The following is a 15,527-nucleotide window of genomic DNA, read 5'->3' as shown; positions in this document are numbered from 1 at the left end:
CACGGGGGTTCGACCTCGGACCGGGGCACCTGGGATGTGCAGCGCGGGGGTGTTACCGGGGGAGCCTTCCCACCGCTTTCCGGCGGGCAACCCGGCGGCGTGTTAACTCCTTGGTGCAACGGATGCACGCGCTGTGGGCCGCGCGCCGGTCCCCCGGCCGTCACGCGGGCACCTCCGAAGCCTTCCCTGTGGTGCGGGGTGCCACAAGTCCGCGTGAGGAGGGGAAATCAGCCATATCGCCCGTGACAGAGGTGTACGTAACTGGCGCATCTGGCCCATGGGGCGAGAGGGGTCACAGGTGTCTGCGGGAAGCCAGTGGCAGGGGTGGCGCAGGAGCCTGCGGAGAGAGGGCGCGCACGGTGCCGCGCCAGGGACGGGGGCGGCCGTACCGCGCGGCGGGGGAACCACTGAGCCGGGCGCGCGCCGTGTCTGCGTACGGCGGTACACCGCTACCTTCGAGGGTGACGGAGAGGGCGCCCACCGTCGTGCGTCCCCTCGGATCCGTAGGTCCCCTGTAAAGGTGGGATACGTGAAGGCCATTCGTCGATTCACCGTGCGTCCCGTCCTCCCCGAACCCCTGCGACCGCTCAGCGACCTCGCCCGCAACCTGCGCTGGTCCTGGCACAACGAGACCCAACAGCTCTTCCAGGCGGCCGACCCGGAGGGCTGGCGGCCCGCGGACGCCGATCCCGTGCGTCTGCTCGGCGCCGTCTCCGCCGCGCGCCTGGGCGAGCTGGCCGGGGACCAGCACTTCCTGGGCCGGCTCACCGAGGTCTCCCAGGACCTCCGGGAGTACCTCGACGGCCCGAGGTGGTATCAGGACCAGCTCGCCCAGGGCGCGGAGCTCCCCGCGGCCATCGCCTACTTCTCCCCCGAATTCGGGGTCACCGCCGCCCTGCCCCAGTACTCGGGCGGACTCGGCATCCTGGCAGGCGACCACCTGAAGGCCGCCAGTGACCTGGGCGTGCCCCTCATCGGGGTCGGCCTGCTCTACCGGCACGGCTACTTCCGCCAGAGCCTCTCCCGGGACGGCTGGCAGCAGGAGCACTACCCCGTCCTCGACCCCAACGAGCTGCCGCTCACCCTCCTGCGGGAGGCCGACGGCACCCCCAGCAGGGTGATGCTCGCACTGCCCGGCGGCCGCTCGCTGTACGCCTCGGTCTGGCAGGCCCAGGTCGGGCGTGTCCCGCTGCTGCTCCTCGACTCCGACGTCGAGGAGAACGCGCCGGGCGAGCGCGACGTCACCGACCGGCTCTACGGCGGCGGCAGCGACCACCGGCTGCTCCAGGAGATGCTGCTCGGCATCGGCGGGGTGCGCGCCGTGCGCACCTACTGCCGTCTGACCGGGCACGCCGCCCCCGAGGTGTTCCACACCAACGAGGGGCACGCCGGCTTCCTCGGCCTGGAACGCATCCGGGAACTCTCCGAGAACGGCCTCGACTTCGACGCAGCCCTGGAGGTCGTGCGGGCCGGCACGGTCTTCACCACCCACACCCCGGTGCCCGCCGGGATAGACCGCTTCGAACGCCAGCTCGTGGCCCGCCACTTCGGCGACGACGGCGAGCTGCCCGGGGTCGGTGTGGAGCGGATCCTGCGCCTGGGCATGGAGACCTACCCCGGCGGTGAGCCCGACCTGTTCAACATGGCGGTCATGGGACTGCGGCTCGCCCAGCGGGCCAACGGGGTCTCCACCCTGCACGGAGCCGTCAGCCGGGAGATGTTCTCCGGGCTGTGGCCGGGATTCGACCCCTCCGAGGTGCCGATCACCTCGGTGACCAACGGAGTGCACGCCCCGACCTGGGTCGCGCCCGAGGTTCTCCGGCTCGGTGCCGGCACCTTCGGCTCCGAACGCGCGGAGAGCGCACTCGCCGGAGCCGGAGCCGGAGCCGGCCGTGAGGCCGGCGGCGCGGCCGGCACCCCCGGGCGCTGGGACGCCGTGACGGCCGTCCCCGACCGGCAGGTCTGGGAGCTGCGCCGGGGGCTGCGAGAGCAGCTCGTCACCGAGGTGCGCAAGCGGCTCCACGCCTCCTGGCGCGGGCGCGGCGCGGGCACGGCCGAGCTGGGCTGGATCGACGACGTCCTCGACCCGGACGTACTGACCATCGGCTTCGCCCGCCGGGTGCCCTCGTACAAGCGGCTGACGCTCATGCTCCACGACCGGGAGCGGCTGCGGGAGCTGCTGCTCCATCCGACGCACCCGATCCAGATCGTCGTCGCCGGCAAGGCCCACCCCGCCGACGACGGCGGCAAGCGGCTGGTCCAGGAGCTGGTGAGGTTCGCGGACGACCCCAGGGTCCGCCACCGCATCGTCTTCCTCCCGGACTACGGCATGGGGATGGCCCAGAAGCTCTATCCGGGCTGCGACGTCTGGCTCAACAACCCGCTGCGCCCGCTGGAGGCGTGCGGCACCAGCGGGATGAAGGCGGCGCTCAACGGCTGCCTCAACCTCTCCGTGCGCGACGGCTGGTGGGACGAGTGGTTCGAGCCGGACTTCGGGTGGGCGATCCCCACCGCGGACGGCTCCGCCATCGACGAGGAGCGGCGCGACCAGCTGGAGGCGAACGCCCTCTACGCGCTGCTCGAGGACCGGGTCGCCCCCCGCTTCTACGACCGCAACGCCGAGGGCCTGCCCGAGCGGTGGATCGAGATGGTCCGCCGCACCCTGGTCACCCTGGGGCCCAAGGTCCTCGCGGGACGCATGGTGCGTGAGTACGTCGAAAGGCTCTACGCCCCCGCCGCGTTGTCCCGCCGGGCGCTGGAGCCGGCCGCTGCCCGTGAGCTCGCCTCCTGGAAGAGCAGGATCCGCGCGGCCTGGCCGCAGGTCGCGGTCGACCATGTGGAGGCCTCCGTCGACACGGTCGTCGGCGGCTCGGCGGAGCTGGGGTCCACCCTGGCGCTCCGGGTCCGGATCGCCCTGGGCGGCCTCGAGCCGGAGGACGTGGAGGTGCAGGCGGTCGCCGGGCGGGTCGACTCCGGGGACGCGATCGCGGAGGCCCGGACGTTCCCGCTGAAGCCGGCGGGCGGTCACGACCTGGAGGGCCGCTGGCTCTACGAGGGCCCCCTCGCCCTCGACCGTACGGGCCCCTACGGCTACACCGTGCGTGTCCTGCCCTCCCACCGGCTGCTCGCCTCGGGTGCGGAACTCGGTCTGGTGGCGGTGCCGAACGCGTCCACGGGCGACGGCGGCGGGGTGCTCCTGCGCTGACGGCGCTCGCTCACGGTGGGCCCGGCGTGCTTCCGCGCCGGGCCCACCCGTGCGACCGCGCAGGGGACCGCGAACCGGCACGGGTGCTTTCGCCGTGACCTCGCTAACATGACAGCCCTGCCGGTGTGGCCCGGGGCCACCGACATCACAGCGGTGCGTCCCACCGGACGCGAGTGGAGGTCAGCACGGTGAACGGCGGCGGAGGCCGAGCGAGACGCCTGACCCGTCGGCTGGCTTCGCAGAACGGGACGGCGCGGCAGCTGAGCGCCCGGCATCCGGAGCCCGCCGCGCCGCCGCGGAGCGACCGCTTCACCACGGCCGCCCGAATGCGGTGGCTCAACGCGGCGAGCACACGGATCGGAACGACCCTCGATCTGGAGAGCACCGCCGAGGAACTGGCAGCCTTCAGCGTGCCCAGGCTGGCCGACGCCGCCGCCGTCGACCTGCTGGAGTCCGTGCTGCGCGGCGAGGAGGGTGAGCGCGTCACCGGAACCGCGGTGCCCGTCACCCGCGCCATGGCGGTCCGGGCCGTCGACGCGCTGCAGGAGCTCGAACCGTCCCCGGTGGGCGAGGTGGTGGACCGGCGCGAGCGCCGCGAGACGCTGCTGACGACCGAGTGTCTGCGCAACGGCCGGCCCGTACTGGTCAGCCGGATGACACCGCAGGACTACACGCGCGTCGCGCCGACGGCCAGCGCGGAGGCGGCGATGCGACGGCAGGGCGTCCACAGCTATCTCGCCGTGCCCCTGATCGCCCGCGGCGTCCTCCTGGGCTCCGCGGACTTCGTACGCGCCGGCGACCGCCCGCCCTTCAACCGCGCGGACCTGGAACTGGCGAGCCAACTGGCTTCCATGGCAGCCGTCTTCATAGACAACGCCCGGCTCTACGGCCGTGAGCGCGAGCACGTCGTCTCGCTCCAGCGCTCCCTCCTCCCGCGCGCCACGCCGCACACCCCGGGCCTGCGGGTGCACGCCCACTACGCGCCCGCCGTCGACGCGCACGGGGTGGGCGGCGACTGGTACGACGTGGTGGCGCTCCCCAGCGGACGCACGGCGCTGGTCGTCGGCGACGTCACCGGCCACGGTCTGCCCGCCGCCGCCACGATGGGCCGGCTGCGCACGGTCGCCCGCACGCTCATGATGCTGGACATCGCTCCCGACCGTCTTCTCGCCCGGCTCGACCTGGCCACCCGCGATCTGGAGGACGACCAGGTCGCCACGTGTCTCTGCGCCGTCTACGACCCCGCGGACTCCAGCTACACGCTCGCGAGCGCGGGCCATCCGCCACCGCTCCTGGTGGACGCGGGCGGGACCGCCCGCTATCTCGACGTGCCGGTCGGCGCGCCGCTGGGCGCCGGGGTCATCCCGTACGACCCCCTCCGGGTGCGCGGCCCGGTGGGCGGGCGGCTGATGTTCTACACCGACGGGCTGATCAAGACACGTACCGACGACGTGGACGTCCAGCTGGAGGGGCTGCGCGCGGCGGTGGCCGCGATGGCGCCGGAGCGGATCGACGCCGGAGGCCCGCTCACCTCGCCGCGGCAGGACGACGGCCGGTTCGACGAGGCGGTGCTGCTGGTCGCCGGCGGTCACGAGCTGTCGCCCGACGTGCGGCTGCGGGAGTGGGACCTGCCGACGGAGGGCAATCCCGCCTCCACCGCGCGCAAGCTGGTCACCGAGCAGCTCTCGCGGTGGGGCCTGGCCGAACTCGCCGACGTGACGGAGCTGGTGGTCAGCGAACTGGTCGGCAACGCCCTGCGCTACGGCGGCGGCCCCGGCCGGCTCCGGCTGGTGTGCGACGAGCGGCTCCAGGTGGAGCTCGCGGACACCGGGCCGGACCTGCCGCAGATCCAGCACGCCGACGTCAGCGACGAGGGCGGCCGGGGTCTCCAGCTCATCAACCTGCTGTGCCGCAGGTGGGGTTCGTGCCGAACGGCGACCGGGAAGATCGTCTGGGCGGAGCAGGTCATCCCCGGGCGGGGCCCGGACTCCGCGCGCTGAACACGTGGTACGGCCCCGGGGAGCACGCTCCCCGGGGCCGTACCACTGTGTGTCCACCTTCCGTGCGACGCCTGCTCAGCGTCCCCGGACCTGGATCAGAAGGTGAGCTTGACGCTGTTGAAGGTGCCGGTGTCGCCGGAGTAGGCGTCCTGGACCCTCAGGTTCCACGTGCCGTTGGCCACCTCGGAGGAGGCGTTGACCGTGTAGGTCGCCACCACGTTGTCCGCGGAGTCGCTCGACGAGGAGTTCTTCAGGCGGTACGCCGTCCCGTCCGGGGCGACCAGGTCGAGGACGAGGTCACCGCGGTAGGTGTGGCTGATGTTGACCGCCACGGACAGGGTGCTCGGAGCGTTGCCGGTGACGCCGCTGACGACGACCGGGAAGCTGGTGGTGCTGCGGTCGGCGAGGGCCTTCACGGTCGTGTTCTGGAAGACCTTGCCACCCGGGTCGGGGTCGCCGCCGCCGGGGCGGGAGCCCACGGCGATGCCGGCCCAGGCGTTGGCGACCGCGGTGTACTCGGCGCTCGTGGCGCCGTACAGCTCACCGGCCACGGCCAGCGTCCCGGTGCGGGCCGCGGCGTAGTTCGTGGTGGAGGTGAACTTCGTGGTGAGCGCCTTGAACCAGATCTGCAGCGCCTTGTCCCGGCCGATGCCGGTCACCGGGAGGCCGTCGGACGTCGGGGAGTTGTACGCCACCCCGTTGACGGTCTTGGCGCCGCTGCCCTCGGAGAGCAGGTAGAAGAAGTGGTTCGCCGGGCCCGAGGAGTAGTGGACGTCGATCGAGCCGAGGCCGGAGTACCACGCGTCCTTGGACGCGCCGTCCTTGCTCGGCTTGTCCATGTAGCGCAGCGGGGTGCCGTTGCCGTTGATGTCGATCTTCTCGCCGACGAAGTAGTCACCCGGGTCCGAGGCGGTGTCGGAGTAGAACTCCACGCCCGCGGCGAAGATGTCCGAGGTCGCCTCGTTGAGCCCGCCCGACTCGCCGCTGTAGTTGAGGCCCGCGGTGTTGGAGGTGACGCCGTGCGTCATCTCGTGCGCCGCCACGTCCAGCGAGGTCAGGGGCTTGAGGTTGCCGCTGCCGTCCCCGTAGGTCATGCAGAAGCAGCTGTCGGACCAGAACGCGTTGACGTAGTTGTTGCCGTAGTGGACGCGGGAGTACGCGCCGACGCCGTCGCCCCGGATGCCGCTGCGGCCCATGACGTTCTTGTAGAAGTCCCAGGTCTCCGCCGCGCCGTAGTGGGCGTCGGCGGCGGCGGTCTCCAGGTTCGACGCGCTGCCGTTGCCCCAGACGTCGTCGGCGCCGGAGAACAGCGTCCCGGTGCCCGACGTACCGCGGTTGAGGTTGTACGTCTTGTGGTTGCCGCGCGCGCTGTCGGTGAGGTTGTACGAGCTGCCGGAGCCGGAGGTCCCCAGCGTCACCGTGCCGTTGTACTGGGTGTTGCCGGTGCCGTTCTCGATGGCCTGCCACTCGAAGAGCTTGGCGCCGGAGGAGGCGTCCGTGATGACGTGCAGCTCGTTCGGCGTGCCGTCGTGCTGGAGGCCGCCGACCACGGTCTCGTAGGCGAGCTGCGGGGTGCCGCTCGCCGCCCAGACGACCTTGCGCGGGGCCTTGCTCGCCTCGGTGCTCTTCGAGCCGTCGGCCCGGGCCGCGGTGAGCGCCTGCTTCTCGGCCTTGGCCGGCGCGACGTCCGCCGTCGTGCCGACCGCCTTCAGCTGCGCGCCGGTCGCCTTGGAAGCCTTGGTGACGCCCTGGGTCGCCCCGGCCTTCGACTCGGCCACGACCAGGTCGCCGCCGAGGACGGGGAGGCCGCCGAGGGTGCGCTCGTAACGGGTGTGGGTGGTGCCGTCGACGTCCTTGACGACGTCGCGCACCACGAGCTTCTCCGTGGGGCCGAGCCCCAGTTCCTCGGCGGTGGCCGCCTTGGTGGAGTTCGCCTCCCGGAGCAGTGCGGCGCGCTGGGCGGGGGAGAGCTTCGCGGGGAGGGCGCCGGGGTCGGCGCCCTTCACCGCGGCGGCGGGGGCCGCGGTCGCGCCTTCGGAGGCGGCCGTTGCGGCACCGCCCTGCATTCCGACGGCGAGGAGGGCGGCTGCGGCGATCAGAGCGCCGGTCGCTGTGGCACGACGGCTGGGCGTGGGTCTCACGCGGACTCCTTCTGCGAGGGGGGCTTACGGCCCACTGGGTGAGCGGACCGGGCAGAGCAGGCGGTGCGTGGAACGGGGGAAGAGTGCCACCGGAACCATGTGTGTGTCAGGACCGCGTCAACACAATGGCCGGAAGTCGTCCGTTGCCGGAAGTGCCGTGTTCGTTAAGCGGACGTTTCGCCCTGTGTCGTTCCGATGGCACGGGAAGGTCGCCCGGAGGGTGACAGCCCTTGCCCCGCAGGGTGGCAAAGGGTTTCGACCGCATCCCGCGCCGGCGGGGCGGAGGGGCGGCGACCGAGGGGTGAGACGGGCCTGCGCTATGGCTGGATCCGCGAGTCCCGGTGAGGCGGCCCGGGGGGGCCGGGAGTCGTACGCGACGTACGCCGAGGCGCTGTCCGGTGCCATCCTGCGCCGCCACGGCGGCGAGGTGCTGTACGCCGGCGACGGGGGCAGCGCCCTGGTGGCCGGGACGGGGCAGGAGTGGGACGCCGTGCTCCTCGTCCGCTACCCGAGCCGCACGGCGTTCGCCGGCATGGTCGCCGACCCCGAGTACCAGCAGGTGACAGCGCTGCGAACCGCGGCCCTCACCGAAGCCGTCCTCCAGCCCACACGGCCCTGGGGCCCCGCGGGGGCCCGCGGCGCCGCCTGAGGTCCGGCCGGGCGGGGGGCGGGCCGGTGCTCCGGCCCGCCCCCGTCAGGCCAGGCTCTCCCGCCACGCCTTGTGCAGCCCGGCGAACCGGCCCGTGCCGCCGATGAGTTCGGCCGGGGTGCCGTCCTCCACGATCCGGCCGTCCTCCATCACCAGCACCCGGTCCGCGATCTCCACCGTCGACAGGCGGTGCGCGATCACCACCGCGGTGCGGCCGTGCAGCACGGTGTCCATCGCCCGCTGCACCGCCCGCTCCCCGGGGACGTCGAGCGAGCTGGTGGCCTCGTCGAGGATCAGGACCGCCGGGTCGGCGAGCAACGCGCGTGCGAAAGCCACCAGTTGGCGCTGGCCGGCGGAGATGCGGCCGCCGCGCTTGCGTACGTCGGTGTCGTACCCGTCGGGCAGGGAGCTGATGAAGTCGTGCGCCCCGATGGCCTTGGCGGCGTGCTCGATCTCCTCGGGCGTCGCCTCCGGACGGCCGATCGCGATGTTCTCGGCGATCGTCCCCGAGAACAGGAACGCCTCCTGGGTCACCATCACCACACCCCGCCGCAGCTCCGCCGTCGCCAGGTCGCGGAGATCGGTGCCGTCCAGCAGGACCCGTCCCTCGGTCGGGTCGTAGAAACGTGCCAGCAGCTTGGCCAGCGTCGACTTGCCCGCCCCCGTCGAGCCGACCACCGCCACGGTCCGGCCCGCCGGGATCGTCAGGTCGAAGCGCGGCAGGACCTCGCCCCCCGTGCGGTAGGCGAACCGCACCCCGTCGAAGGCGACCTCACGGCCCGGATGCTCACCGGCCGGTGCCGGCAGGGCCTTCGGCTCGGAGGGCTCGGGCACGGCGGGTGTCTGCGCCAGCAGGCCCGCGATCTTCTCCAGCGAGGCGGCCGCCGACTGGTAGGAGTTGAGGAACATCGCCAGCCGGTCGATCGGGTCGTACAGCCGGCGCAGATAGAGCACCGCCGCGGCGAGCACGCCGAGCGCCAGCGTGCCCGACGCCACCCGTGAGGCACCCCAGAGGACCATCGCGGCGACGGCCGTGTTGGCGACGAGCCGTGAGCCGACCACGTAACGGGCCATCTCCAGGAGCGCGTCTCCGTTCCTCCGCTCGTGGCGGCGGTTGAAGACCGCGAAGTCCCTGTCGTTGGCCGGCTCCCTGCGGAAGGCCTGGACGGGACGGATCCCGTTCATCGTCTCGGCGAACTTCACGATCACCTCGGCCATCGCGGAGGAGCGCGCCGAGTAGGCCTCGGTGGCCCGCCGGCGGTAGGTGCGCACCAGCAGGTACAGCGGGACGAAGGAGGCCACCGCGATGGCGCCGATCCCGAGGTCGAGCCAGAGCAGCATCAGGGAGATCGAGACGAACGACAGGATCACCCCGACGAGTTCCTGAAGCCCCTCGCTCAGCAGCTCCCTCAGGGACTCCACGTCCGTGGTCGAGCGGGAGATCAGCCGCCCTGAGGTGTAGCGCTCGTGGAAGTCCACGCTCAGCGCCTGCGCATGACGGAAGATCCGCCCGCGCAGGTCGAGCAGCACGTCCTGGTTGATCCGCGCGGCCGCCCGGATGAAGGCGTACTGGAGCAGCCCCGCACCGACCGAGCACACCGCGTACCCGATGCCGACGGCCGCCAGGGGGCCGTAGTCGTGGTCCCGGAAGGCGGGCACCCCGCTGTCGATGGCGTACGCCACCAGCAGTGGCCCCGCCTGGACGGCGGCCTGCTGGACGAGGAGCAGCAGCGAGGCCACCACCACCCTGGCCCGCATCGGTGCGAGGAGGGAGGCGAGCAGGGCGCGGGTGGCCCCCGGAGGCGCGGGCAGGGCATCGGCGTCGAACAGGTCGCCGTCCGGCCCCTCCCGGCCGGTCCCCTTCTCCGGCAGGTCCTCGCCGGTGAGGGCTGGTCCGTCGGCAGTCGTACTGGTCATCGGGTGCCGCCCTCCTCGGGGACGAGAACGCCGGCGCCCTCGGCACCGGACATCAGCCAGGCGTACTCGGCGTTGGTGCGCAGGAGTTCCTGATGGGTTCCCACGGCGCTGATCCGGCCCTCGGAGAGCAGCGCCACCCGGTCGGCGAGCATCACCGTGGACGGCCGGTGGGCGACGACCACGGCCGTGGTCTCCTCCAGCACGCGCCGCAGAGCGGCCTCCACCAGCGTCTCCGTATGCACGTCCAGTGCGGAGAGCGGGTCGTCGAGCACCAGGAAGCGCGGCGCGCCGACGACGGCGCGGGCCAGGGCGAGCCGCTGCCGCTGGCCTCCGGACAGGCTCAGACCCTGCTCGCCGACCTGGGTGTCGACGCCTTCGGGGAGGTCGTGCACGAAGCCGGCCTGGGCGACCGACAGCGCACGGTGCAGCTCCTGCGGGCTCGCGCCCTCCGCGCCCATGAGCACGTTCTCCCCGACGGACGCGGAGAAGAGGGTCGGCTCCTCGAAGGCCACCGACACCAGCTCGCGCAGCCGGGACCGCTCCATGGCGGCGACGTCCTCGCCGTCCAGCAGGATGCGGCCGCCGGTGACCTCGTGCAGCCGGGGGACGAGCGAGGTCAGCGTCGTCTTCCCGGAGCCCGTGGCCCCCACCAGGGCCATCGTCTCCCCAGGGCGGATCCGCAGATCGATCCGGGCCAGGACGGGCGGTGATCCGGGATCGGCGTCGGGATAGCGGAACTCCACCCCGTCGAAGACGATGCCCGCCCCCGCGTCCCTGTTCCCGGACCCGGGTCCTTCGGGTTCCGGCTCCTCCGCGACGTCCATGACCTCGAAGTAGCGGTCGGCGGCGGTCGCCGACTCCTGGCTCATCGCGAGGAGGAAGCCGATCGAGTCGACGGGCCAGCGCAGCGCGAGGGCCGTCGAGAGGAACGCGACGAGCGTCCCCGCCGACAGGCCGCCGTCCGCGACCTCGATCGTCCCGAGGACCAGCGCCGCACCGATCGCCAGTTCGGGGATGGCGGTGACGAGCGCCCAGATCCCGGCGAGCAGACGGGCCTTCCCCAGCTCCGTGGTGCGCAGTCGCCCGGCGAGCGCGCGGAAGGCCAGTGCCTGGCTGCGGTTGCGCCCGAAGCCCTTGACGATGCGGATGCCCAGCACGCTCTCCTCGACGACCGTCGTCAGATCGCCGACCTGGTCCTGGGCCCTGCGCGCCACCAGCGCGTACTTCGTCTCGAAGAGCGAGCACAGGATCATCAGCGGGACGGCGGGCGCGAGGAGCACCAGCCCCAGCGACCATTCCTGGACGAACAGGATGATGAAGCCGACCAGGATCGTCGTCCCGTTGACCAGCAGGAACGTCAGCGGGAAGGCCAGGAACATCCGCATCAGCATCAGGTCCGTGGTCCCGCGCGACAGCAGCTGGCCCGAGGGCCAGCGGTCGTGGAACGCCACCGGGAGGCGCTGGAGATGGCGGTAGAGATCGGCGCGCATCGACGCCTCGACACCCGCGAGCGGCCGGGCCACGAGCCACCGCCTCAGCCCGAAGAGCCCTGCCTCCACGATCCCCAGCAGGAACAGGTAGAGCGCCCCCAGCCACACCCCGCCCGGATCACGGTCCGCGACGGGACCGTCCACCATCCACTTCAGGATCAGCGGGATCACCAGGGCGAGGCAGGACGCGAGCATCGCCACGAGGGCGGCGGCGATCCAGCGCGCACGCACCGGTCTGACGTAGGGCCACAGACGCAGGAGTGAGCGCACGGCGGACCGTTCCGTGGGCTCTGCAGGTTTTTCGGGCATCAGGACCGAGCCTATGGTTCACCACTGACATCGCTCACGTGGTTTTCCGGTCACGGGCCGCTGGTCGGAGCAGCCGGTCAACCGATCGGCTGATGCGCTTCCGAGCGTGACGGCGGATACCGCCGCCGCCCGCCCGCCGGAATCCTCGGGGGTATGGCAATCATCGAAGTGAACGGGGTCCACAAGGCCTACGGCGGCCGCCCCGCGGTCGACGGGGTCAGCTTCTCCGTCGAGGAGGGGGAGATCTTCGGGATCCTCGGCCCCAACGGAGCCGGCAAGACCACCACCGTCGAATGCGTCGAAGGACTGAGGGTCCCCGATGCGGGCAGCGTACGGGTCGCCGGGCTCGACCCCGCCACCGAGCGCGAGGCTGTCACCCAGCTGCTGGGCGCCCAGCTCCAGGAGAGCGAGCTCCAGCCCAAACTGACCGTCGGCGAGGCCCTGGAGCTCTACAGCGCCTTCTACCCGCATCCCGCCGACCGGAGCGCGCTCGCCGAACGGCTCGGGCTCCACGAGCACCTCGACCGCCGCTTCGCCAAACTGTCCGGCGGCCAGAAGCAGCGGCTCTTCATCGCGCTCGCGCTCATCGGCAACCCGAGGGTGCTCGTACTGGACGAGCTCACCACCGGCCTCGACCCCCGCGCCCGGCGGGACACCTGGCGCCTCATCGAGGAGATCAGGGACAGCGGGGTGACCGTCCTGCTGGTCACCCACTTCATGGAGGAGGCCCAGCGGCTCTGCGACCGGGTCGCCGTGATCGACAAGGGCCGGGTCGTCGCGCTCGACACCCCCGGAGGACTGACCGGCGGAGCGGCGGGATCGACCGCCATCTCCTTCACCCCCTCGGAGCCGATCGCCTGCACCGAACTCGAAGCGCTGCCGGGCGCCGTCTCCGTCGACGTGACCGGCCCCGGCGGCCGGGTGGTCATCCACGGAACGGACGAGACCGCCAACGCCGTGATCACGCTCCTGGCCCGCCGCCGCATCACCGCCCGTCAGCTGCGCGTCTCCGAGGCCGGCTTGGACGACGTCTTCCTCGACCTCACGGAGCAGGCATCATGACCATCACCGCAACGACCACGGCCGGGCCCCGCCCCGCCCCGCTCGCCGCCGTCCTCAGGACGGAGACCCGGCTCTTCCTGCGTGAACCCGGCAGCCTGTTCTGGATCCTCGTCTTCCCGGCCGCCCTGATGACGATCCTCGGCCTGATCCCGTCCTTCAGGGAGGCCGACGAGGCCCTCGGCGGACGCAGCGTCATCGACCTGTACGTACCGGTGGCCGTCCTGCTGGCCATGATCATGGCCGGACTCCAGGCCATGCCCCCGGTCCTCACCACCTACCGCGAGCGCGGCATCCTGCGCCGGATGTCGGCCACACCCGTGCGCCCCTCGGCGCTGCTCGCCGCCCAGATCGTGCTGCACGGCGCGGCCTCGCTGGGCTCGGCGGCCCTCGTGATGGCGGTCGGACGGATCGCGTTCGGCGTGCGGCTGCCGGGGCAGGCGCCCGGCTACGCGCTGGCCCTCCTCCTCGCCGTCGCCTGTGTCCTCGCCCTGGGCGCGACCATCTGCGCACTGTCCCGGACGTCCAAGGTCGCGACCGCCGTCGGTTCGGTGGCCTACCTCCTGATGATGTTCACCGCCGGCGTCTGGGTGCCGGTCCAGACCATGCCGGACCTGCTGCGCACGATCGTCGAGTTCACCCCGTTCGGTGCCGCCTCCCAGGCGATGGACCAGGCGGCATCCGGGGACTGGCCGGGCTGGGTGCACCTCGCGGTCATGGTGGTGTGGACCGTGGTGCTGGGCAGGGCGGCGACCAGGCTCTTCCGGTGGGAGTGACCGGCGTGGGGGAGACTGAGGGCACCGGGCGGAGGGGACACCATGAGTGGCGGCACGACGGCGGAGCAGCGGAGAGAACAGTTCCACCGGTACGGCCCGCACGCGATGCTCGGCCTGGCCCTCCTGATGGCCTGGCTCTCCGCGGGTCTTGTCGGAATGTCCCGGACCCAGATGTACGCGGCGGGAGGCATGGCTGCCGCGGCCTGGGCCCTCCAGGTGTGGTGGAACCGGTCCCGGCCCCGTCTGCCGACGGGGTCGCGGTCCGGCCGGGTCTACTACGTCCTACGGTCCGCGACAGGCTTCGCGCTCTGCTGGTGCAACCCGTTCTTCTCCATCTACGCCATCCTCGGCTACTTCGACGTGGGCATCCTTCTGCCGAAACGCTTCGTCCGCGCCGGACTCCTGTTCACCGCCGCCACGATGGCCGGCTCCCAGTCAGGCAGCGGGATGCCGCCGGTATCCCTCGTCAACTGGGCGGCTTTCATCGCCCTCTTCGCGTTGCACGCGGCACTGGCCTCCCTCTTCGGCGACCTGGACGCCCGTGAGGCAGCGAAGGCCAGACGCCAGACCGAGACCATCTCCGCGCTGGAACTCGCCAACACCCGGCTGGAACAGGCCCTCGCCGAGAACGCCACCCTGCACGCCCAACTCCTGCTTCAGGCACGGGAGGCCGGCGTCGCCGACGAGCGGCGCCGGCTCGCCGCCGAGATCCACGACACCCTCGCACAGGGCCTGACCGGGATCATCGCCCAGCTCCAGGCCGGCACCTCCGCCCCCGATCCCGCCGTGGCCCGGGAGCACCTCGACCGTGCGGCGGCCCTCGCCCGGCACAGCCTCGGCGAGGCGCGCCGCTCCGTGCACAACCTGGTGCCCGCCGCACTGGAGGAGGACGACCTGCCCGGTGCGCTGAAGAAGACGGTGTCCGGGTGGGCGGAACGTACCGCCGTACGCGCGGAGTTCACGGTCACCGGCACGGTCGAGCCGCTCCACGACGAGGTGGGCGCCACGCTGCTCCGCATCGCGGAGGAAGCCCTTGCCAACGCGGCCCGGCACGCCGGGGCGACCCGGGCCGGAGTCACCCTCTCGTACATGGGTGACGAGATCACCCTGGACATACGCGACGACGGCTGCGGCTTCGACCCGCTCGTCCTCCCCCCGCACAGCGGCACGGGCGGTTTCGGCCTAGGCGGGATGCGCGCCCGCGCCGAACGGATCGCGGGCACGGTGGAGGTCGAGACGGAACCCGGCCAGGGCACGGCGGTCTCCGCCCGGGTGCCGCTGGTCCGACGCACCTGATGCCACGTAACCTGGGGCCGATATGACCGATGCCCCGAGAACCGCGCGCGTCATCACTCTTCTCCTCGTCGACGACCACCCCGTCGTACGGGACGGTCTGCGCGGGATGTTCGCCTCGGCCTCCGGCTTCGAGGTGCTCGGTGAGGCCGCGGACGGGGTGGCCGCCGTGGAGCTCACGTCCCGGCTGGACCCCGACGTCGTCCTGATGGACCTGCGGATGCCCGGCGGCGGGGGTGTGGCCGCCATCGCCGAACTGACCCGGCTCGGCGTCCGGTCCAGGGTGCTCGTCCTCACCACGTACGACACCGACTCCGACACGCTGCCCGCCATCGAGGCGGGCGCGACCGGATACCTGCTCAAGGACGCTCCCCGCGAGGAGCTCTTCACCGCCGTGCGCGCGGCGGCGGACGGCCGCGCCGTGCTGTCGCCCGCCGTGGCCTCCCGCCTCATCTCGCGGGTGCGCGCCCCGGCCGCGCCCGCCCGCGAGCCGCTGTCCGGGCGCGAGCGCGAGGTGCTCCGGCTCGTCGCCCGGGGAACCTCGAACCGGGAGATCGCCGCCGAACTGTTCATCAGCGAGGCGACGGTGAAGACCCACCTCACCCATGTCTTCGCCAAGCTGGGTGCGAAGGACCGGGCTGCCGCCGTCGCCGCCGGCTACGAGCGGGGCATCCTCGGCTGACCCCGT

General features: G+C 72.4%; 10 protein-coding genes. 7 read left to right on the top strand and 3 right to left on the bottom strand.

What is annotated here, in order from left to right; translation table 11 throughout:
- Positions 1 to 529 precede the first annotated feature (529 nt).
- Both glgP and ACIRJR_RS27235 read left to right on the top strand, forming a co-directional pair.
- Complete coding sequence (glgP, locus tag ACIRJR_RS27240; RefSeq protein WP_403785281.1) at positions 530 to 3,205, top strand: alpha-glucan family phosphorylase; 2,676 nt, start codon at positions 530 to 532, stop codon at positions 3,203 to 3,205.
- 188 nt (positions 3,206 to 3,393) lie between these two features.
- On the top strand, positions 3,394 to 5,205 hold the full coding sequence (locus tag ACIRJR_RS27235) for a SpoIIE family protein phosphatase (protein WP_403785279.1): 1,812 nt from the start codon (positions 3,394 to 3,396) through the stop codon (positions 5,203 to 5,205).
- Between the two features lie 95 nt (positions 5,206 to 5,300).
- Here ACIRJR_RS27235 and ACIRJR_RS27230 read toward each other — a convergent pair whose 3' ends face one another.
- On the bottom strand, positions 5,301 to 7,346 hold the full coding sequence (locus ACIRJR_RS27230) for a M4 family metallopeptidase (protein ID WP_403785276.1): 2,046 nt from the start codon (positions 7,344 to 7,346) through the stop codon (positions 5,301 to 5,303).
- Between the two features lie 319 nt (positions 7,347 to 7,665).
- Here ACIRJR_RS27230 and ACIRJR_RS27225 point away from each other — a divergent pair, with 319 nt between their 5' ends.
- Positions 7,666 to 7,995 carry a DUF1330 domain-containing protein gene (locus ACIRJR_RS27225; RefSeq protein ID WP_403785273.1) on the top strand — a complete coding sequence of 110 codons (330 nt, stop codon included), beginning with the start codon at positions 7,666 to 7,668 and terminating at the stop codon, positions 7,993 to 7,995.
- 45 nt (positions 7,996 to 8,040) lie between these two features.
- Here ACIRJR_RS27225 and ACIRJR_RS27220 read toward each other — a convergent pair whose 3' ends face one another.
- Together ACIRJR_RS27220 and ACIRJR_RS27215 are read right to left on the bottom strand one after the other, a co-directional pair.
- Positions 8,041 to 9,912: an ABC transporter ATP-binding protein gene (locus ACIRJR_RS27220; RefSeq protein WP_403785270.1), complete on the bottom strand. Its 1,872-nt coding sequence runs from the start codon at positions 9,910 to 9,912 to the stop codon at positions 8,041 to 8,043.
- Complete coding sequence (locus tag ACIRJR_RS27215; protein ID WP_403785268.1) at positions 9,909 to 11,711, bottom strand: ABC transporter ATP-binding protein; 1,803 nt, start codon at positions 11,709 to 11,711, stop codon at positions 9,909 to 9,911. Before ACIRJR_RS27215 ends, ACIRJR_RS27220 begins: the two co-directional genes overlap by 4 nt.
- Positions 11,712 to 11,864: 153 nt before the next feature.
- On the opposite strand from ACIRJR_RS27215, the gene ACIRJR_RS27210 reads away from it, so the two are divergent.
- From ACIRJR_RS27210 to ACIRJR_RS27195, 4 genes are read left to right on the top strand one after another with little or no spacing between them, the layout of a single operon-like run.
- The gene (locus ACIRJR_RS27210) at positions 11,865 to 12,773 is read left to right on the top strand and encodes an ABC transporter ATP-binding protein (protein WP_403785265.1); all 909 of its coding nucleotides are present in this window, start codon (positions 11,865 to 11,867) and stop codon (positions 12,771 to 12,773) included.
- Positions 12,770 to 13,546 (top strand): ABC transporter permease, encoded by a 777-nt coding sequence (locus ACIRJR_RS27205; RefSeq protein WP_403785263.1) that lies wholly within the window; start codon positions 12,770 to 12,772, stop codon positions 13,544 to 13,546. The genes ACIRJR_RS27210 and ACIRJR_RS27205 overlap by 4 nt, the downstream gene beginning before the upstream one ends.
- 42 nt (positions 13,547 to 13,588) lie before the next feature.
- On the top strand, positions 13,589 to 14,842 hold the full coding sequence (locus tag ACIRJR_RS27200) for a sensor histidine kinase (protein WP_403785261.1): 1,254 nt from the start codon (positions 13,589 to 13,591) through the stop codon (positions 14,840 to 14,842).
- A 22-nt stretch (positions 14,843 to 14,864) separates the two neighbouring features.
- Positions 14,865 to 15,521, top strand: a complete 657-nt coding sequence (locus ACIRJR_RS27195; protein WP_403785259.1) for a response regulator — start codon at positions 14,865 to 14,867, stop codon at positions 15,519 to 15,521.
- The last annotated feature ends 6 nt before the right edge of the window (positions 15,522 to 15,527 follow it).

The organism is Streptomyces sp. NPDC102402 (assembly GCF_044765765.1).
Classification (GTDB): Bacteria; Actinomycetota; Actinomycetes; order Streptomycetales; family Streptomycetaceae; genus Streptomyces.
The sequence above is the reverse complement of the archived record's forward strand: the minus strand, read 5'-3'. Positions and strand labels throughout refer to the sequence as shown.